Origin of the sequence: Streptomyces sp. NPDC050534, assembly GCF_044457745.1 — a bacterium.
Classification (GTDB): domain Bacteria; phylum Actinomycetota; class Actinomycetes; order Streptomycetales; family Streptomycetaceae; genus Streptomyces.
In genome coordinates this window covers 310,611-329,252 of record NZ_JBITHF010000007.1, presented here as the reverse complement: position 1 = coordinate 329,252, position 18,642 = coordinate 310,611, and the positions used below count along the sequence as shown (strand labels likewise).

General features: G+C 71.8%; 18 protein-coding genes. 8 read left to right on the top strand and 10 right to left on the bottom strand.

The window, feature by feature from the left end; genetic code table 11:
• Positions 1-52: 52 nt before the first annotated feature.
• From ACIBN2_RS24330 to ACIBN2_RS24320, 3 genes are all read right to left on the bottom strand, one after another.
• Positions 53-1,024, bottom strand: a complete 972-nt coding sequence (locus tag ACIBN2_RS24330; RefSeq protein ID WP_399137156.1) for an aldo/keto reductase — start codon at positions 1,022-1,024, stop codon at positions 53-55.
• A gap of 171 nt (positions 1,025-1,195) precedes the next feature.
• Positions 1,196-2,626 (bottom strand): argininosuccinate lyase, encoded by a 1,431-nt coding sequence (gene argH / locus ACIBN2_RS24325; RefSeq protein WP_399137155.1) that lies wholly within the window; start codon positions 2,624-2,626, stop codon positions 1,196-1,198.
• A gap of 43 nt (positions 2,627-2,669) precedes the next feature.
• Positions 2,670-3,899: an argininosuccinate synthase gene (locus ACIBN2_RS24320; protein ID WP_399137153.1), complete on the bottom strand. Its 1,230-nt coding sequence runs from the start codon at positions 3,897-3,899 to the stop codon at positions 2,670-2,672.
• A gap of 191 nt (positions 3,900-4,090) precedes the next feature.
• On the opposite strand from ACIBN2_RS24320, the gene ACIBN2_RS24315 reads away from it, so the two are divergent.
• The 3 genes from ACIBN2_RS24315 (at position 4,091) to ACIBN2_RS24305 (ending at position 6,401) form a co-directional block, all read left to right on the top strand.
• On the top strand, positions 4,091-4,969 hold the full coding sequence (locus ACIBN2_RS24315) for a hypothetical protein (RefSeq protein ID WP_399137151.1): 879 nt from the start codon (positions 4,091-4,093) through the stop codon (positions 4,967-4,969).
• Positions 4,970-5,090: 121 nt separating this feature from the next.
• Positions 5,091-5,678, top strand: coding sequence for a pyridoxamine 5'-phosphate oxidase family protein (locus ACIBN2_RS24310; RefSeq protein WP_399137149.1), 588 nt, complete (start codon positions 5,091-5,093; stop codon positions 5,676-5,678).
• A gap of 3 nt (positions 5,679-5,681) precedes the next feature.
• On the top strand, positions 5,682-6,401 hold the full coding sequence (locus ACIBN2_RS24305) for a L,D-transpeptidase (protein ID WP_399137147.1): 720 nt from the start codon (positions 5,682-5,684) through the stop codon (positions 6,399-6,401).
• Here the strand turns inward: ACIBN2_RS24305 and ACIBN2_RS24300 are convergent.
• Together ACIBN2_RS24300 and ACIBN2_RS24295 are read right to left on the bottom strand one after the other, a co-directional pair.
• Positions 6,388-7,848 carry a sensor histidine kinase gene (locus tag ACIBN2_RS24300; RefSeq protein ID WP_399137146.1) on the bottom strand — a complete coding sequence of 487 codons (1,461 nt, stop codon included), beginning with the start codon at positions 7,846-7,848 and terminating at the stop codon, positions 6,388-6,390. The two genes, ACIBN2_RS24305 and ACIBN2_RS24300, sit on opposite strands and share 14 nt — an antisense overlap.
• Entirely contained in the window at positions 7,845-8,585 is a 741-nt protein-coding gene (locus tag ACIBN2_RS24295) for a response regulator transcription factor (protein ID WP_399137145.1), read from the bottom strand. The genes ACIBN2_RS24300 and ACIBN2_RS24295 overlap by 4 nt, the downstream gene beginning before the upstream one ends.
• A 149-nt stretch (positions 8,586-8,734) precedes the next feature.
• Between ACIBN2_RS24295 and ACIBN2_RS24290 the strand changes: the two genes are divergently transcribed.
• The 5 genes from ACIBN2_RS24290 to ACIBN2_RS24270 all read left to right on the top strand — a co-directional run bounded on the left by ACIBN2_RS24290 (position 8,735) and on the right by ACIBN2_RS24270 (position 13,698).
• On the top strand, positions 8,735-10,087 hold the full coding sequence (locus ACIBN2_RS24290) for a ferric reductase-like transmembrane domain-containing protein (RefSeq protein WP_399137143.1): 1,353 nt from the start codon (positions 8,735-8,737) through the stop codon (positions 10,085-10,087).
• A gap of 19 nt (positions 10,088-10,106) precedes the next feature.
• Complete coding sequence (locus ACIBN2_RS24285) at positions 10,107-10,568, top strand: FMN-binding protein (protein WP_399137141.1); 462 nt, start codon at positions 10,107-10,109, stop codon at positions 10,566-10,568.
• Positions 10,569-10,644: 76 nt separating this feature from the next.
• Positions 10,645-12,027, top strand: coding sequence for a ferric reductase-like transmembrane domain-containing protein (locus ACIBN2_RS24280; RefSeq protein WP_399137139.1), 1,383 nt, complete (start codon positions 10,645-10,647; stop codon positions 12,025-12,027).
• 29 nt (positions 12,028-12,056) lie between these two features.
• Positions 12,057-12,902, top strand: coding sequence for an FMN-binding protein (locus ACIBN2_RS24275; protein WP_399137138.1), 846 nt, complete (start codon positions 12,057-12,059; stop codon positions 12,900-12,902).
• A 55-nt stretch (positions 12,903-12,957) separates the two neighbouring features.
• Positions 12,958-13,698: an FAD:protein FMN transferase gene (locus ACIBN2_RS24270; RefSeq protein WP_399137462.1), complete on the top strand. Its 741-nt coding sequence runs from the start codon at positions 12,958-12,960 to the stop codon at positions 13,696-13,698.
• A gap of 102 nt (positions 13,699-13,800) precedes the next feature.
• On the opposite strand, the gene ACIBN2_RS24265 is transcribed toward ACIBN2_RS24270, so the two are convergent.
• Genes ACIBN2_RS24265 through argC form a run of 5 tightly spaced genes read right to left on the bottom strand, consistent with a single transcriptional unit; the run spans position 13,801 to position 18,634 of the window.
• Positions 13,801-14,340: an arginine repressor gene (locus tag ACIBN2_RS24265; RefSeq protein WP_393865141.1), complete on the bottom strand. Its 540-nt coding sequence runs from the start codon at positions 14,338-14,340 to the stop codon at positions 13,801-13,803.
• 7 nt (positions 14,341-14,347) lie between these two features.
• Complete coding sequence (locus tag ACIBN2_RS24260) at positions 14,348-15,544, bottom strand: acetylornithine transaminase (protein ID WP_399137136.1); 1,197 nt, start codon at positions 15,542-15,544, stop codon at positions 14,348-14,350.
• A complete protein-coding gene (gene argB / locus ACIBN2_RS24255) occupies positions 15,541-16,449 on the bottom strand; it encodes an acetylglutamate kinase (protein WP_399137134.1) in 909 nt (302 codons plus the stop codon). The genes ACIBN2_RS24260 and argB overlap by 4 nt, the downstream gene beginning before the upstream one ends.
• On the bottom strand, positions 16,446-17,597 hold the full coding sequence (gene argJ / locus ACIBN2_RS24250) for a bifunctional glutamate N-acetyltransferase/amino-acid acetyltransferase ArgJ (protein ID WP_399137132.1): 1,152 nt from the start codon (positions 17,595-17,597) through the stop codon (positions 16,446-16,448). The genes argB and argJ overlap by 4 nt, the downstream gene beginning before the upstream one ends.
• The gene (gene argC, locus ACIBN2_RS24245; protein WP_399137130.1) at positions 17,594-18,634 is read right to left on the bottom strand and encodes an N-acetyl-gamma-glutamyl-phosphate reductase; all 1,041 of its coding nucleotides are present in this window, start codon (positions 18,632-18,634) and stop codon (positions 17,594-17,596) included. Before argC ends, argJ begins: the two co-directional genes overlap by 4 nt.
• Positions 18,635-18,642: the final 8 nt, after the last annotated feature.

Genomic DNA, 18,642 nt, shown 5'->3' with positions numbered 1-18,642 from the left:
GATGTCTCATCCTGGGCGCGCGCGTCTCAGCGAGTCGACCGTCTCGGTCTGCTCAGTGCCAGGGCAGGCGGCTGCGCCGCTCCCAGTACGCCGCCGGCTCCTCCGCCAGCGTCGCGAGCCGTTCCAGCTGGTCGTCGTCCAGGTCCACGACCGCCGCGTGCAGGTTGGAGGAGAGCTGGTTGACCGTGGCGGCGCCGGAGAGGACGACGCCGGCCCAGGGGCGGCGCAGGATCAGGGCGAGGGCCACGGCGTCGCAGCCCAGAGACGTCTCCGCCGCCACGGCCTTCAGGACGTCGGGAGCGTGGGCGTCCGCGAGGCGGCCGTTGGCCATGCCCTCCTTGACGATCACCGTGAGCCCGGCGTCGTGCGCCTCGGCGAGGGCGTGGGCGGCCGAGGTCTCCAGGACGTTGTACGTCGACTGGACGGTGCGGAAGAGGGGCTCGCCGTCGACCGTCACGGCGAGGGCCGCGCGGATGGCGTCCGCCTGGGCCGGACCGCTGGTGGAGAAGCCGATGGTCGTGCCCTGGGCGGCGGCCTCCGCGAGCCTGGCGTGGAGTTCCTTGTCGGTCAGGGCCGGGCTGTCCGGGGTCACCGAGTGGATCTGGTAGAGGTCCAGATGGTCGCCGAGCAGTTCGGCGGTCTCGGCGCGCTGGCGCTCGTACGTCGGGAGGGTGTGTTCCTTGACCTCGTGCTGCTCGGCGTCCGTGGTCCAGCTCGCGGTGTAGGTGTAGCCCCACTTGCTGCCGACGACGATGTCGTCGAAGCTCGGGCGGGCGTTCAGCCAGTCGGCGAGGAACTCCTCCGAGCGGCCGTAGGAGCGGGCCACGTCGAAGTAGCGGACGCCCTGCACGTAGGCGGCGTCGAGGAGTTCGTGGGTGCGGGTGCGCAGTGTCTCGACGCTGCGGTCCTCCCCGAGGTCTTCGGTGCGGCCCAGGTTGATGTAGCCGGGGCGGCCGATCGCGGCAAGGCCGAGGCCGATGTGGCAGGTGGGGGTGGTCGCTGTTGCCAGTCGGGCGAAGGGCATCGCGGGCTCCGTCGGGTCGGGTCCGGTACGGCTTCCGACCAACGTACCCGCGATGACCTTCGGCAATGGCGGGGCGCCTCGGAGCCCGGGCGAGTCCGGCTCCTCGGCGGGTGCGGGTTCGTCGTGGCTCGTCGCGTCAGTTCCCCGCGAGGCCAGGACGAACCCTGCCGCTCAGCCCTTCCTGGCCGTCGCCCAGGCGTGCTGGGCCGCCACGTCCGACTTCACCTCGGCCAGCTGGATCGCGACCGCGCTCGGGGCCGTGCCGCCGCGGCCGTTGCGGGAGGCCAGGGCGCCCGGGACGTTCAGGACGGTGCGGACCTCGGGGGTGAGGTGGGCGGAGATCTTGGCGAACTGGTCGTCCGTGAGGTCCGCCAGTTCCTTGCCCTCGGCCTCGGCGGCCTTGACGCACTCGCCCGCGACCTCGTGGGCGACTCGGAACGGAACGCCCTGCTTGACCAGCCACTCGGCGATGTCGGTGGCGAGGGAGAAGCCGGCCGGGGCCAGCTCCTCCATGCGCTCGCGGTGCACGGTGAGCGTCGCCATCATGCCGGTGAAGGCCGGGAGCAGCACCTCCAGCTGGTCGATGGAGTCGAAGACCGGCTCCTTGTCCTCCTGGAGGTCGCGGTTGTACGCGAGCGGGAGGGCCTTGAGCGTGGCCATCAGGCCGGTCAGGTTGCCGATGAGGCGGCCCGACTTGCCCCGGGCCAGCTCCGCGATGTCCGGGTTCTTCTTCTGCGGCATGATCGACGAGCCCGTGGAGAAGGCGTCGTGCAGCGTCACGAAGGAGAACTCCTTCGTGTTCCAGATGATGACCTCCTCGGCGATGCGGGAGAGGTTCACGCCGATCATCGCGGTGACGAAGGCGAACTCGGCGGCGAAGTCGCGGGAGGCCGTGCCGTCGATGGAGTTCCCGGAGCTGCCGCGCTCGAAGCCGAGGTCCCTGGCGACCGCCTCCGGGTCCAGGCCGAGCGAGGAGCCCGCGAGGGCGCCCGAGCCGTACGGCGACACCGCGGTGCGCTCGTCCCACTGGCGCAGTCGCTCGGCGTCCCGGGAGAGGGACTGCACATGGGCGAGGACGTGATGGGCGAACAGCACCGGCTGGGCGTGCTGGAGGTGGGTGCGGCCGGGCATCGCCACGTCCGGGTGAGCCTCGGCGAGGCCGATCAGCGCGTCCTGGAGCTCGGCGATCAGGCCGCCGACGGTGCGGGCGTGGTCGCGCAGGTACATCCGGAACAGGGTCGCCACCTGGTCGTTCCTCGACCGGCCCGCGCGCAGCTTGCCACCGAGGTCGGGGCCGAGGCGCTCCAGCAGGCCCCGCTCCAGGGCGGTGTGGACGTCCTCGTCGGCGATCGTGCCCACGAAGGAGCCGTCGGCGACATCGGCTTCGAGCTGGTCAAGGCCGGCGATCATGCGCTGGAGCTCGTCGTCCGTGAGCAGGCCCGCCCTGTGCAGCACGCGCGCGTGGGCTCGGGAACCGGCGATGTCGTACGGCGCGAGCCGCCAGTCGAAGTGGACGGACGCGGACAGTTTCGCCAGGGCCTCGGCGGGACCGTCGGCGAAACGGCCGCCCCAGAGCCGTACGTCACCGCTGTTGCTGCTCACTTGCGTTGCTCCTAGGGAGGATTGTCGGTGTCTGACCAGGATGTCAGGCGAGGGTCTTGGGCCGGCTCGCGTCGGGCTGCGACCACGATTGGCGCTGCGCCGCGATCCTCGACGACAGACTGTAGATGTCGATGAAGCCCTTGGCGGCGGACTGGTCGAAGGTGTCGCCGGTGTCGTACGTGGCGAGGCCGAAGTCGTAGAGCGACGTCCCGGAGCGCCGGCCGGTGACGACCGCGCGGCCGCCGTGCAGCGTCATCCGGATGTCCCCGCTCACGTGCTGGTTGGCCTCGCTGATGAAGCCGTCCAGGGCCCGCTTGAGCGGGGAGAACCACTGGCCGTCGTAGACGAGTTCGCCCCAGCGCTGTTCCACCTGCCGCTTGTAGCGGGCGAGTTCGCGTTCGACCGTGACGTTCTCCAGCTCCTGGTGGGCCGTGATCAGCGCGATCGCGCCCGGGGCCTCGTACACCTCGCGGGACTTGATGCCCACGAGCCGGTCCTCGACCATGTCGATCCGGCCGACGCCCTGGGCGCCGGCGCGCTCGTTGAGCTGCTGGATGGCCTGCAGGACGGTGACGGGGCTGCCGTCGATCGCGACCGGTGCGCCCTGCTCGAAGGTGATGACGACCTCGTCGGCCTCGCGCGGCGCGGCCGGGTTCGAGGTGTACTCGTAGACGTCCTCGATCGGCGCGTTCCAGATGTCCTCCAGGAAGCCCGTCTCGACGGCGCGCCCGAAGACGTTCTGGTCGATGGAGTACGGGGACTTCCTGGTCGTCGCGATCGGGAGCTGCCTGTCCTCGCAGAAGGCGATCGCCTTGTCGCGGGTCATCGCGTAGTCGCGGACCGGGGCGATGCACGTGAGGCCGGGGGCGAGGGCGGCGATGCCGGCCTCGAAGCGGACCTGGTCGTTGCCCTTGCCGGTGCAGCCGTGGGCGACGGTGGTGGCGCCGTGCTTCTCCGCGGCGGCGACGAGGTGCTGGACGATCGTCGGCCGGGAGAGCGCGGAGACCAGCGGATAGCGGTCCATGTAGAGGGCGTTGGCCTTGATCGCCGGGAGGCAGTACCCCTCGGCGAACTCGTCCTTGGCGTCGGCCACTTCGGCCGCCACGGCGCCGCAGGCGAGGGCGCGCTTGCGGATGACGTCCAGGTCCTCGCCGCCCTGGCCGACGTCGACCGCGACAGCGATGACCTCGGCGCCCGTCTCCTCGGCGATCCAGCCGATGGCGACGGAGGTGTCCAGACCGCCTGAGTAGGCGAGTACGACGCGCTCGGTCACGGGTTTCTCCTCGTACCGCAATTCACTGACATGCATGAGTATGCAGAGCTCTGCATGATTCGTCAATCTCGAAGGCGCTTGAACACCAGCAACCGCTTTCTCGTACCTCTCGCAAGAACGCAGGCGCCGCGTTTGTACACACCGGCCACAGCAGTGACACCCCGTCACTCCAGACCCGAGTGAGGCTCCGCATGTCCAGGGCTCTTCCGAAGTACAAGAAGCGTCGCGTGGCGGTCATCGGCGGCGCCGCCGCGGTGGCGCTGTCCGGCGCGGTGATCGCCGGCACCGCCCTCGCCGGTACGCCGTCCAAGGCCGACGGGAACGGCGCCCGGACCCTGGCCGCGTCCCCCGGCACGATCACGTGCCCGGACGTCGCCTCGAAGCTCCCGGCGATCCCGGCCTCCGCGAAGGCAGAGGTCGACCGCAACCTCGCCCTGCTCAACACCCAGGTCGACGAGGCGAACAAGCGCCTCGCGGCCACCGTCGGCCAGGGCGGACCCAACTTCGTGCAGAACGCCATCCTCGGCCCGCTGGAGGACAAGCGGATCGCCACCGTCAACCGCATCGCCACCGCGATCGGCCGTACCGCCGCGAAGCCCACCGGCCTGGACGCGCTCGCGCCGTGCACTCTCGACGCCGGCGGTTCCGCCGCCGGCACGGGCGGCCAGGCGGGCGGAGGCGACGCGGCCGGGACGGGCGAGCAGGCCAGTGCCGCACCGAGCGCGACGGCCTCGGACGGCGCCGATGACGCCCCGGGGGCGGCCGCGAACACCGGCGCCGGCACCATCACCTGCCCGGACGTCGCCTCGCAGCTCCCGGCGATCCCCGCGTCCGCCCAGGCGGAGGTCGACCGCAACCTCGCCCTGCTCAACACCCAGGTCGACGAGGCCAACAAGCGCCTCGCGGCCACCGTCGGCCAGGGCGGACCCAACTTCGTGCAGAACGCCATCCTCGGCCCGCTCGCCGACAAGCGGAAGTCGACCGTCGACCGCATCGCGACCGCCATCGGCCGCACCGCCGATAAGCCCGCCGGCCTCGACTCCCTGGCCGCCTGCACGCTCACCAAGTGAGGTGACAGGCGCTGTGGCCGCCCCGATTCAGCGCCGGCCGGGGTGGCCACGGCAGGAGGCCGCCCCGCGGACGACGCAATTCCTTAGACAAACGAAAGACCTGCGCGCATAATCATGAAGCGTGGGAAAAACATACGAGGGCATCGACGGCAGGCTGCGGACCTTCATCGAGGAGCAGCCCCTCTTCTTCACCGCGACCGCGCCCCTGTCCGGCGACGGCACGGTCAACCTCTCCCCCAAGGGCCTCAAGGGCTCCTTCGCGGTGCTCGACGAACACACCGTGGCCTACCTGGACTTCGCCGGGTCCAACGCGGAGACGATCGCGCATCTGCGGGAGAACGGCCGCATCACGCTGATGTGGTGCGCCTTCCAGGGGCCGCCGAACATCGTGCGCGTGCACGGCCACGGCGAGCCGGTCTTCCGTGACGACCCGCGCTTCAAGGAACTGCTCACCCGTTTCCCGGACATCGACGGCTTCCGGCACGGGCTGCGCGCGATCGTCGTCGTGACGGCGGACCTCATCCGCGACACCTGCGGTTACGCGGTGCCCTTCATGACGTACGACGAGGACCGCGACCTGCACGCCAGGCGCTTCGCGCGCGAGGACGACGTCTCGCTCGGCGAGTACTTCGCCCGGAAGGAGCACGTCGCCACGAGCCTGGACGGCCTACCCGGGCTGCCGTTGCCGCTGCCGCCGTCTACGGTCTGAGCCATGCGAACCGCTCTGGCCGCGGCTGCCCTGGTGTCCGCCTCCGCCCTGCTGATCGGCGCCGCGCCGGCCGCGCCGGCCGCTCCCGCCGCGAGCCCGCCGCTGCCCGCGCGCATGACCGACAGCGGGGGCGGCACGCAGCTGATCACCGCCGTGGCGGCCGGGACACGCTCGACGACCGGCACGGTCACCTGGTGGGACCGGCGGGGCCGGAGCTGGGTGAAGGCCGGTTCTGCGGCCGCCCGGTTCGGGGCCAAGGGACTGGTCGAGGGCGCGTCCCGCAAGCAGAACACCAGCACCACGCCCACCGGTCTGTACGACCTGCCCTTCGCCTTCGGCGTCAAGGCCGCACCCACCGGGACGGTCTACACGTACCGTCCGGTGCGGCAGAGTTCGTGGTGGTGCGAGGACAACGCCTCGCACTCCTACAACCGCTGGACCGAGCCGCGTCCGGCCGACTGCCGGGCGTCCGAGTCGGAGCACCTGGTCGCGTACCCGACGCAGTACGCGTACGCGCTCCTCATCGGCTTCAACTACCACTCGCGGGTGCGCGGTCGCGGAGCCGGGATCTTCCTGCACGTCAACGGGCGTGGGGCGACGGCCGGTTGTGTGTCCGTGCCGGCCGATGCGATGCGGCGGATCCTCACCTGGGCGCGCCCGGGACGCGGCCCGCACATCGCGATCGGGACGACGGGCGGACGTACGGCGATCACGCGGTACTGAGCCGCACGGTGAACGTGGTCGAACCCGGCCGGCTCTCCAGCGCGACACTCCCCGCGTGGGCCTCCACCACGGCCGCCACGATCGACAGGCCGAGACCCGCTCCGGCGCCGGGGGCGTCGGAGCGGCGGCGGTCGACCCGGGTGAAGCGCTCGAAGACGCCGGGCCGGATGTCCTCGGGGACGCCCGGGCCGTCGTCGTGCACCGTCAGGACGGCCGTGGTGCCCTCGGTCTCCAGGGACACCGTGACCTTGGTGCCGGCCGGTGTGTGCGCGCGTGCGTTGGCCAGCAGGTTGGCCAGCACCTGGTGGAGGCGGTGCTCGTCGCCGGTGACGGTGACCGGTTCCTCCGGCAGTTCCAGGGCCCAGCGGTGGTCGGGGCCCGTGGCCCGGGCGTCGGAGACGGCGTCGAGGACCAGCCGGGTCAGGTCGACGGCGAGACGTTCGAGGGGGCGTCCGGCGTCCAGGCGGGCCAGCAGCAGCAGGTCGTCGACCATCGCGCCCATGCGGCCCGACTCGGCGGCGATGCGTTCCAGGGCGTGGGTGATCTGCGGCGGCACGGGGCCCGGGTGCAGCAGGGCGAGCTCCGCGTGCCCCCGCACGGTGGCGACCGGCGTGCGCAGCTCGTGGCTGGCGTCGGCGGCGAAGCTGCGCAGCCGCTCCTCGCTCGCGTGCCGTTTCGTCAGCGCGTCCTCGACATGGCCCAGCATCCGGTTGAAGGCCCCGGCGACCCGGCCCACCTCGCTGCGCGGATCGGACTCCGGGGCGCGCGGCGGCAGGGCCACCTCGCCGCTGGCCAGCGGGAGTTCGCTGACCCGCGTGGCGGTCGCCGCGACCCGGCTGAGCGGCCTGAGCGACAGGCGCACCCACAGCGCGCCCGCGACGCCGGTGAGCGTGAGGGCGGCGCCGAAGACGATCCCGGCGACCAGTTCGAGACGGTGGACGGCGGCTTGCACCGGCTCCAGGGGCAGCCCGGTGAGCAGGATGTCGCCGTCGAGGCCCTGGCGGGCGAGCACCCGGTAGCCGTCCACGGCGGAGAGTTCGACGCTGTGGCCCCTGCCGTCGGCCGGGACCGCGAGCAGCTGCTCCTTGTCCCGGTCGGTGAGGGAGCCCAGGATGTTCACCACGCCGGCGCGGCGCACGACCGCCGCGTTGGTGACGGTGCCGTCGGCCACCCGCGCGCCGAGGGTGCCGAGGGCCTGTCGGCGGTCGTCGCCGCGCTCGTCGCCGTCGTGGTCGTCGGGCAGCGGGCCGCCGTGTTCCAGGCTCGCCGCGAACCGGGGCCCGGTCTGGGCCACCTGCTGGTCGAGCCGACTGGTGAGGAAGCCGTTCAGCTCGAACACGGCGGCGAGACCGACCGCGGCACAGCTGATCGCCAGCAGCACCACCAGGCCGACGGTGAGCCGGGCCCGCAGCGTGCGCGGGCGCGGCAGGCGCCGCAGGAGGCTCATGGACTCACCGGCTTGAGGACGTACCCGGCGCCGCGCACCGTGTGGATCATCGGCTCCCGGCCCGCGTCCACCTTCTTGCGCAGATACGAGATGTACAGCTCGACCACGTGGGCGCGGCCGCCGAAGTCGTAGGACCACACCCGGTCGAGGATCTGCGTCTTGCTGAGGACCCGGCGGGGGTTGCGCATCAGGAAGCGGAGCAGCTCGAACTCGGTCGGGGACAGCTCGATCAGCACGCCCGCCCGGGTCACCTCGCGGGCCTCCTCGTCCATGACGAGGTCGCCCACGATCAGCAGGGGCCCCTCCTCCTGCTGCCGGGCCATGCCGGCGCGGCGCAGCAGTCCGCGGACCCGGGCGACGACCTCCTCCAGGCTGAAGGGCTTGGTGACGTAGTCGTCGCCGCCCGCGGTGATGCCCGCGATCCGGTCCTCCACCGCGTCCCGTGCGGTCAGGAACAGTACGCAGACGTCCGGTTTCACGGTGTGCAGGGAGCGCAGCACGGAGAAGCCGTCGGTGTCCGGGAGCATCACGTCCAGGACGACCGCGTCCGGCATCAGCTCCCTCGCCTCGGTGAGGGCGGAGGCTCCGTCGCCGGCCGTGTGCACGCGCCAGCCCTCGTAGCGCAGGGCGCCGCAGAGCACCTCCGCGAGGTCCGGGTCGTCGTCGACGACGAGGACGCGCAGGGGCGTGCCGTCGGGGCGGGTCAGGGCGGGGCGGCCGGAGCGGGTGGTGTTCATCGCCCTATCAGCATCGCCCCTCGCGAGGGCGGTGGGCGACGGTCGACGCTCTGAGTTTCCTCTGAGTCGACTCGGAAGGGTCCGGTTCAGAGGTCGCTGAGAGGTTCGCCCGGCACAGTTGCGTCCGGAACAGGCGAAAGGACGCACATATGACCACCGTGTACGAGCGACGCGCGGCACCGGCCGTGGCGCCGGCGGCGCGCCGCTCCCCCGCGGGAGCCGTGCTGGCGCTGCTGTGGGCCGGCGCGGCCGCCGTGGTCACCCTGTGGTGGGCGGACACCACGTCGGTGGTCGGCGCGGCCGGCTGGCTGACCGGGGCGGGGCGGCTCGCGGGCCTGCTGTGCGGGTACGCCTGCGCGGTGCTGGTCGGCCTGATGGCGCGGGTGCCGCTGCTGGAGCGGCGCATCGGCTCCGACCGGGTGGCCCGCTGGCACGCGATGGCCGGCCGTTACACCGTCTGCCTGCTGGTGGCGCACATCGTGCTGATCCTCCTCGGGTACGCCGCCCAGGACCGCGCCTCGCTCTGGCACGAGACCGTCACGGTGGTCCTGGACTACCCCGACATGCTGAAGGCGACCTTCGGCACGCTGATCCTGTTCGCGGTCGGCATCACCTCGGCCCGGGCCGCGCGCCGCCGCATCAGCCACGAGTTCTGGTACTACGTCCACCTGCTCACCTACCTCGCCGTCTTCCTCGCCTTCTTCCACCAGCTGACGCTGGGCAACGAGTTCAACGGCCACGCCGTCGCCACGGCCGCCTGGTACGCGCTCTACTTCGGTGTCGCGGCCCTGGTGGTGTGGTTCCGGGCCCTGGAGCCGGTGCGGCTGAACCTGCGGCACCGGCTGCGGGTCGAGTCGGTGCACAGGGAGGCGCCGGGCGTGTTCTCGGTCGTCGTACGCGGCCACCGGCTGGACGAACTCGACGTGCAGGCCGGTCAGTTCTTCCGCTGGCGGTTCTTCGGCGAGGGCCTGGGCTGGACATCGACGCCGTACTCCCTGTCGGCACCGCCGCGGCAGGACCTGCTGCGGATCACGGTCAAGGCGCTCGGCGACCACAGCGCGGCCATCTCCCTGCTGCGGCCCGGCACGCGCGTGTGGGCGGAGGGCCCGTACGGCTCGCTGACCGCGGACCGGCAGACCGCCCCGAAGTCGCTGCTGATCGCGGGCGGCGTCGGCATCACCCCGCTGCGGGCCCTGTTCGAGACGCTGCCCGGCGAGGTCACGCTGCTCTACCGGGCGCGCACGGCCGAGGACCTCGCCCTGGGCGGGGAGTTGGAGGCCATCGCGCGCTGGCGCGGCGCCAAGGTGCTCTACGCCCTGAACGGGGCGGACGGGCGGCGCCCCAGCCTCACCGCCCGGTCCCTGCGCGCGACCTTCCCGGACCTGGCCGGCCACGACGTGTACATCTGCGGGCCGCACGGGTTCGCCCGCGAGCTGTACGAGGCGCTGCGCGCCGCCGGGGTCCCGGACCGCCGTATCCACCACGAGTCGTTCGAACTCTGAGAGCTGCGAGGCCGTAGAAGTGCACGCGTTGAAGAAGAACCGCCCGCTGCGCCGGATCGTGCTGGCGAGTGCCGCCACCGTCTCCGGGATGGTGCTGCTGCTGTCGCTGAAGCCGCACTCGACACCGGCTGTGGGCCTGGCTGTGCCCGCGCCCTCCAGCAGTTCGAGCACGGGCACGGGCACGTCCGGGGGCTCCGTCACCGGCACGAAGACCGTCACCGGCGACACGGTCCAGACCCGCTGGGGTCCCGTCCAGGTCCGTATCACCGTCAAGAACGGGAAGCTGACCGAGGTGACCGCCGTCAGCTACCCGACGGACAACCCCCGGGACCAGGAGATCAACAGCTTCGCCCTGCCGCGGCTGCGCAGCGAGGCCCTCCAGGCCCAGAGCGCGAACATCGACACCGTGTCGGGCGCCACGTACACAAGTGACGGTTACCGCCAGTCACTTCAGTCGGCACTGGACTCGGCACGCGGCTGAACGCACGGGCGTCGTGGCACGTATCTCAGGGCCAAGGGACCACGCCCACCCCCCTTGCCCCCGCCCCGGAGGAACAGTGACCACCACGCTCGCAGGCGGCCGCGCCGCCCGCCGCCAGACGATGCGCCGCATCCGTCCGCGCCGCTCCCCGGCGACCGTCCTGCTGCTGGCCGTAGGTGCCGGCGCGGTCGGTGTGCTGTGGCTGTGGTGGCACAACACGCCGTCCATCGCCGACGAGAACGGAAAGATCCTCAACGCGGGCCGGATCACCGGTCTGCTCGCCGGCTACATGATGGCGCTCGTGGTGCTGCAGATGGCGCGCGTGCCCGCGCTGGAGCGGCGCGTCGGCTCCGACCGGGTGGCGCGCTGGCACTCGATGAGCGGCCGCTACACGCTCAGCCTCATCACCGCGCACGTCTTCCTCACCATGTGGGGCTACGCGCTCCAGGCCGGCAAGTCGCTCGGCGACATCGTGCAGCAGACGATCGACTCCATCAACCAGCTGCCGGACATGGGCAAGGCGGCCATCGGCACGGGTCTGTTCGTGCTCATCGGGCTGACCTCGATCGGCCCGGTCCGCCGCCGGATGGGGTACGACACCTGGTACCACGTCCATCTGCTGACGTACGGGGCGGTGTTCCTGACCTTCTGGCACCAGATCACCACCGGCAACGACTTCGCGGTCGAGCCGATGGCGAAGACCTTCTGGTATGCCCTCTACGGCGTCGTCACCGCGCTGGTGATCTGGTACCGCATCCTCACCCCGATCCGGCTCAACATGCGGCACCGCATGCGGGTCGAGGCGGTCGTCGAGGAGACACCCGGCATCGTGTCCGTGCTGATCAGCGGGCGGAAGCTGCACCGAATGGGGGCCGAGGCGGGGCAGTTCTTCCGGTGGCGGTTCATGGCGCCGGGCATGCGGTTCAGCTCCCACCCGTACTCGCTGTCGGCGGCGCCCCGCCCCGACATGCTGCGGATCACCGTGAAGGCGATCGGCGACCACAGCGCCCGGCTGCGCGAGCTGAGGCCCGGCACCAAGGTGTGGGCCGAGGGCCCGTACGGCGCGATGACCGCCCAGCGGCGCAGCCGCGGCAAGGTGCTGCTGGTCGCCGGCGGCGTCGGGATCACCCCCATGCGGGCGCTGTTCGAGACGCTGCCCGGCGCGTCCGGCGACATCACGCTGCTCTACCGGGCCAACACCACGCAGGACCTTGCGCTCTGGGACGAGCTCGCCGCCATCGCCGACGACCGCGGCGCCCGCCTGATGTACGCGGTCAACAGCCCGGACGGGGAACGCCCCGACATCTCGGCGGAGCGGCTGCGGCAGAAACTGCCCGACATCGACAACCATGACGTGTTCATGTGCGGCCCGGCCGGGTTCGCCCAGTCCGTCTACGAAGCACTGCGCGGCGCGGGAGTGCCCGCCCGCCGCATCCATCACGAGTCGTTCGAGATGTGAGCGACGGGACTTCAGGAGCCTGAGAAGCGATGAGGAAGAGTCACCCCATCCGACGTGTCGTGCTGGCCACCGCGGCCACCGTGTCGGGCGTCGTACTGCTGCTGTCGCTGAAACCGGCGTCCGACCCCAGCGCCGCGGCGGCCGGCGCGGCACCGCAGCAGACCGCGGCCGCACAGGAGTCGCCGCAGGGCGGTTCCGCCGCGGCCGGGTCCGGCACCGTCGACGGCAACGTGGTCCAGACGCAGTACGGCAATGTCCAGGTGCGCCTGACCGTCGCCAACGGCAAGATCACCAAGGCCGACGCCGTCCAGGCGCCCAAGGGCGGCACCAGCGACCAGAAGACCGCCCTGTCCGTGCCCAAGCTCAACCAGGAGGCGGTCGCCGCGCAGAGCGCGCGGATCGACTCGGTGTCCGGTGCGACGTACACGAGCACCGGCTACAAGAAGTCGCTGCAGTCGGCGATCGACAAGATGAAGGCGAGCGCCGGGTCCTCGAAGAGCGGCGGATCCTCGAAGAGCGGCGGGTCCTCCGGCAGCGCCGGCAGCGGGTCCACCGGCGGCTCCGGGAGCGGCTCTTCGCAGGCTTCCGGCGGCGCCGCCCAGGCCAAGACCGTCACGGGCAAGCTCGTCCAGACCGACTACGGGCCCGTCCAGGTCCGTATCACCGTCGCCAACGGCAAGATCACCAAGGCCGACGCGGTGCAGGCGCCCAAGGGCGGCCTCAGCGACCAGAAGACCGCCCTGTCCGTGCCCAAGCTCAACCAGGAGGCGGTGGCGGCGGGCAGCGCGAAGATCGACTCGGTGTCCGGTGCCACGTACACGAGCACCGGGTACAAGCAGTCGCTCCAGTCGGCACTGGATCAGGCCGGTGGCTGAGACGGTGGCCGAATCGGCAGAAGCTCCCGCCGCGGTGCGTCATGCGGAGGAGGTCATGGGGACCGTCTTCTCCTTCGACGTCCGCGGCGGGGAACCCGGTGCGGTGCAGGCGGCGCTGGAGGAGGCGGTCGCCCGACTGCACCGGGTCAACGAGGTGTTCAGCATGTACCGCGACGACAGTCAGCTCTCCCGTCTTTCCCGGGGTGAACTGACCGTCGAGGACTGCGATCCCGAGGTCGCCGAGGTGCTGGAACTGGGCGCCGAGGCCGAGCGGGTGAGCGACGGCTGGTTCAGCATGCGCTACGAGGGGCGGCTGGATCCGACCGGCATCGTCAAGGGCTGGGCCGCCGAGCACGCGGCGCGGCTCCTCGCGGCGACGCCCGGGGTGTGCGGTGTGAGCATGAACGGCGGCGGGGACGTGCAGCTGCTCGGCTCGCCCGAACCCCACCGGCCCTGGCGGGTCGGGGTGGCCGACCCGCTGCGCCCGGGCGGTCTCGCGGCGGTGGTGTCCGCGGCGGGCGCCGACGAGCTGGCGGTGGCCACGTCCGGCACCGCCGAGCGGGGCGCCCACATCGTCGACCCGCGCACCGGCCGCTCCGCGGTGACCGACCTGGTGGCGGTGACCGTGGTGGCCCCCGAGCTGACCTGGGCGGACTGCTGGGCGACGGCCGCGTTCGCGATGGGTTCGCGGGACGGGCTGCGCTGGCTGGAGTCCCTCCCGGACGTGGAGGCGCTGCTGATCACGGCGGGTGACGAGGTCCGCTGCACGGGAGGGCTGGCGGCCCGCCTGGGCTGAGGCCCGCCGGGACAGGACCTGCCGGGTGGCGATCCGGCGGCGAGGAACCCCCATGCGAGTCCGGGGCGCACGGTGTGACCGTGCGCCCCGGACTCGTCGGTGTCAGTGGCCGTTCTGCGCGAGCCGCAGCAGGTGCTCCGCGAGCGCCTGGCCGCCGGTGGGCTCCCGGCTGATGAGCAGCAGCGTGTCGTCGCCCGCGATGGTGCCGAGGATGTCCTGGAGCTCGGCCTGGTCGATGGCCGACGCCAGGAACTGCGCGGCACCCGGGGGCGTCCGCAGCACCACCAGGTTCGCCGAGGCCTCCGCGGAGATCAGCAGCTCCTGGGAGAGCCGCCGCATCCGCTCCTCCTTCGCCGACTCGCCGAGCGGGGCCCGCGGGGTGCGGAAGCCGCCCTCGCTGGGGACGGCGTAGATGAGGTCGCCGTCGTTGTTGCGGATCTTCACCGCGTTGAGCTCGTCCAGGTCCCGGGAGAGCGTCGCCTGTGTGACGGTCAGCCCGTCGTCGGCGAGCAGCTTCGCCAACTGGCTCTGGGAGCGCACCGGTTGCCGGTTGAGGATGTCCACGATCCGGCGGTGGCGTGCGGTGCGGGTCTGCGGCACGGCAGGCCCGGCGTGCTGTGCGTCGTCCTGCGCCTGGCTCATCGTCGTCTCATTCTCTGGATCCGTCCCCGTGTGCTTGGTTCAGGACGCCGGGCAGCGCCCGGAGGAACGTGTCCACCTCGTCGTCGCCGAGATTGAGCGGCGGCATCAGCCGTACGACGTCGGGCGCGGGCGCGTTCACCAGGAATCCGGCCTCCTGAGCCGCCTGGCGCACCTGGGGCGCGAGGGGCTCGGTGAGCACGATACCCAGGAGGAGGCCCGCCCCCCTGACATGGGAGATCAACGGGTTGCCCAGGGACTCGATCCCGTCGCGCAACTTCTCGCTCTGCCGCTTGACGTTCTCCAGCAGCCCCTCGTTCTCGATGGTGTCGAGCACGGCGAGTCCGGCGGCGCAGGCGACCGGGTTGCCGCCGAACGTCGTGCCGTGATGCCCGGGCCGCAGCAGCTCGGCGGCCCGGCCGAAGGCGACGGTCGCGCCGAGCGGCAATCCGCCGCCGAGGCCCTTGGCGAGGGTGACGACGTCCGGCAGGACGCCGTCGTGCGCCTGGTACTCGAACCAGTGCCCGGTACGGCCGACACCGGTCTGCACCTCGTCGAGGACGAGCAGCGCACCGGTCGCGGCGGTGATCGCGCGGGCGGCCTTGAGGTAGCCGGGCGGCGGCGGGACGACGCCGATCTCGCCCTGGACCGGCTCCAGGATGACCAGCGCGGTCTCCTCGGTGACGGCGGCCGCGAGGGCCTGCGCGTCACCGAACGGCACATGCGTGACCTCGCCCGGCAGCGGCAGGAACGGCTCCCGCTTGCCCTGCTGCCCGGTCATCGCGAGGGCGCCCATCGTGCGGCCGTGGAAGGCGTCCTGGGTGGCCACGACGTGCGTCCGCCCGGTGAGCCGGCCGATCTTGAAGGCGGCCTCGTTCGCCTCGGCGCCGGAGTTGCAGAAGAAGACCCGGCCCTCGCGGCCGAAGAGCCGGAGCAGCCGCTCGGCGAGCGTGACCGTCGGGTCCGCCATGAAGAAGTTGGAGATGTGGCCGAGGGAGGCGATCTGCCCGCTCACCGCCGCCACGATCGCCGGGTGGGCGTGGCCGAGCGCGTTGACCGCGATGCCGCCGACGAAGTCGAGGTACTCCTTGCCGTCGGCGTCCCACACCTTGGTGCCCGCGCCGCGTACCAGGGGCAGCAGCGGGGTGCCGTAGTTGTTCATGAGCGCGCCCTGCCACCGCTGGGCGAACTCCTGATTGGCGGTCATACGGCGTCCCCCGTCTGCTCGTCGGGCACGACCATCGTGCCGATGCCCTCGTCGGTGAAGATCTCCAGCAGGATCGAGTGCTGGACCCGGCCGTCGATGACGCGGGCGGTGTGGACGCCGCCCCGCACGGCGTTCAGGCAGCCCTCCATCTTCGGCACCATGCCGGAACTCAGGTCCGGCAGCAGCTTCTCCAGCTGGGAAGCGGTGAGGCGGCTGATCACCTCGTCACTGTCGGGCCAGTCCTCGTAAAGGCCCTCGACGTCCGTGAGGACCATGAGCGTCTCGGCGCCCAGCGCAGCAGCGAGTGCCGCAGCCGCCGTATCAGCATTGACGTTGTAGACATGTCCGTCGTCCTGACTGCGGGCGATGGAGGAGACGACCGGGATCCGGCCGTCGGCGAGCAGGGCCTCGATCGCGCCCGTGTCGATCGCGGTGATCTCGCCCACCCGCCCGATGTCGACCAACTCGCCGTCGATCTCGGGCTGGTGCTTGGTGGCACTGATGGTGTGCGCGTCCTCGCCCGTCAAGCCCACGGCCAGCGGCCCGTGTTCGTTGAGCAGGTTGACCAGCTCGCGCTGCACCTGCCCGGCCAGCACCATCCGTACGACGTCCATGGCGTCCTCGGTGGTGACCCGCAGGCCGGCCTTGAACTCGCTGACGATGCCGTGCTTGTCGAGGGCGGCGCTGATCTGTGGGCCGCCGCCGTGCACGACGACCGGCTTGAGGCCGGCGTGGTGCAGGAAGACGACGTCCTGGGCGAACGCGGCCTTCAGGTCCTCGTCGATCATGGCGTTGCCGCCGAACTTGATGACGACCGTCTTTCCGTTGTGCTTGACCAGCCAGGGCAGCGCCTCGATGAGGATCTGGGCCTTGGGGAGCGCGGTGTGCTTTCGCGTGATGCTCATGAGGAGTAGGCGCTGTTCTCGTGGACGTAGTCGGCGGTGAGGTCGTTGGTCCAGATCGTGGCGGTCTCGGACCCGGCGGCGAGGTCGGCGACGATGTGCACCTCTCGATAGCGCATGTCGACCCTGTCCCGGTCCTCGCCGACGCCGCCGTTCTTGCAGACCCAGACGCCGTTGATCGCGACGTTCAGCCGGTCGGGCTCGAAGGCGGCCCGGGTCGTGCCGATGGCGGAGAGCACGCGGCCCCAGTTGGGGTCCTCGCCGTGGATCGCGCACTTGAGGAGGTTGTTGCGGGCGATGGAGCGGCCGACCTCGACGGCGTCGTCCTCGCTCGCGGCGCCCACCACCTCGACCTTGATGTCCTTGCTGGCGCCCTCGGCGTCCCGGATCAGCTGCTGGCCGAGGTCGTCGCAGACCTGCCGTACGGCGTCCGCGAACTCCGCGTACCCGGGCGTCACTTCGGAGGCGCCGGAGGCCAGCAGCAACACGGTGTCGTTGGTGGACATGCAGCCGTCGGAGTCGACCCGGTCGAAGGTGACCTTGGTGGCGGCCCGCAGCGCCCGGTCCAGTACGTCGCTCCCCACGGCCGCGTCCGTGGTGAGGACGACCAGCATGGTGGCGAGGCCGGGGGCGAGCATGCCCGCGCCCTTGGCCATGCCGCCGACGGTCCAGCCGTCCTTCGTCACGACGGACGTCTTGTGGACGGTGTCGGTGGTCTTGATCGCGATGGCGGCCTTCTCACCGCCGTGCTCGGAGAGTTGGGCGGCGGCGGTCTCGACTCCCGGGAGCAGCTTGTCCATCGGGAGCAGCACGCCGATGAGTCCGGTGGAGCAGACGGCGACCTCGATCGGGGCGCGGCCGAGGACCTCGGCGGCCTTCTCGGCGGTCGCGTGCGTGTCCTGGAAGCCCTTGGGGCCCGTACAGGCGTTGGCGCCACCGGAGTTGAGGACGACCGCGGAGACCTGGCCGCCCTTGAGGACCTGCTCGGACCACAGCACCGGCGCGGCCTTCACACGGTTGGAGGTGAAGACGCCGGCGGCGGCGCGGCGGGGCCCGGTGTTGACCACGAGGGCCAGGTCCGGGTTGCCGCTCTCCTTGATCCCGGCGGCGATGCCCGCGGCCGTGAATCCCTTTGCTGCCGTCACGCTCACGGCGCAACTCCGATCGTCGTCAGCCCGGTGGACTCGTCGAGCCCGATGGCGAGGTTCATGCTCTGGACGGCACCGCCCGCGGTGCCCTTGGTGAGGTTGTCGATGGCGCTGATCGCGATGATGCGGCCCGCCGCCTCGTCGTACGCGACCTGCACCTGAACGGCGTTGGAACCGTAGACGGACGCCGTGGCGGGCCACTGGCCCTCGGGGAGCAGGTGGACGAAGGGCTCGTCGGCGTAGGCCTTCTCGTAGGCGGCGCGCACGGACTCCGCCGTCACGCCCGCGACGGCCTTCGCGCTGCAGGTGGCGAGGATGCCGCGGGGCATCGGCGCGAGGGTCGGCGTGAAGGAGACGGTCACGCTCTCACCGGCCACCCCGCTGAGGTTCTGGATCATCTCGGGCGTGTGCCGGTGACCGCCGCCGACGCCGTACGGCGTCATGGACCCCATGACCTCGCTGCCCAGCAGGTGCGGCTTGGGCGCCTTGCCGGCGCCGGAGGTGCCGGAGGCGGCGACGATCACGGCCTCGTTCCGCGCGAGCCCGGCGGCGTACGCCGGGAAGAGGGCCAGGGTGGCGGCGGTCGGGTAGCAACCGGGCACCGCGATGCGCCTGGCCCCCTCCAGCGCGGCGCGGGCGCCCGGCAGTTCGGGGAGGCCGTACGGCCAGGTCCCGGCGTGTGCGGAGCCGTAGAACCGCTCCCAGTCGGCCGCGTCCTTGAGCCGGAAGTCGGCGCCCATGTCGACCACGAGCACGTCCGGGCCGAGCTGCTCGGCGACGGCGGCGGACTGGCCGTGGGGCAGGGCGAGGAAGACCACATCATGCCGACGGCCCTGCCCGGCGAGGACCTCGGGGGTGGTCTCCTGGAGCACCCGGTCGGCCAGCGGCAGCAGGTGCGGCTGGAGCGCGCCGAGCCGCTGACCCGCGTTGGAGTTGCCGGTCAGCGCCCCGATCTCGGTCTCCGGGTGCGCCAGGAGCAGACGCAGGAGCTCTCCGCCCGCGTATCCGCTCGCTCCGGCCACTGCCACACGTACCGTCATGTCACCCT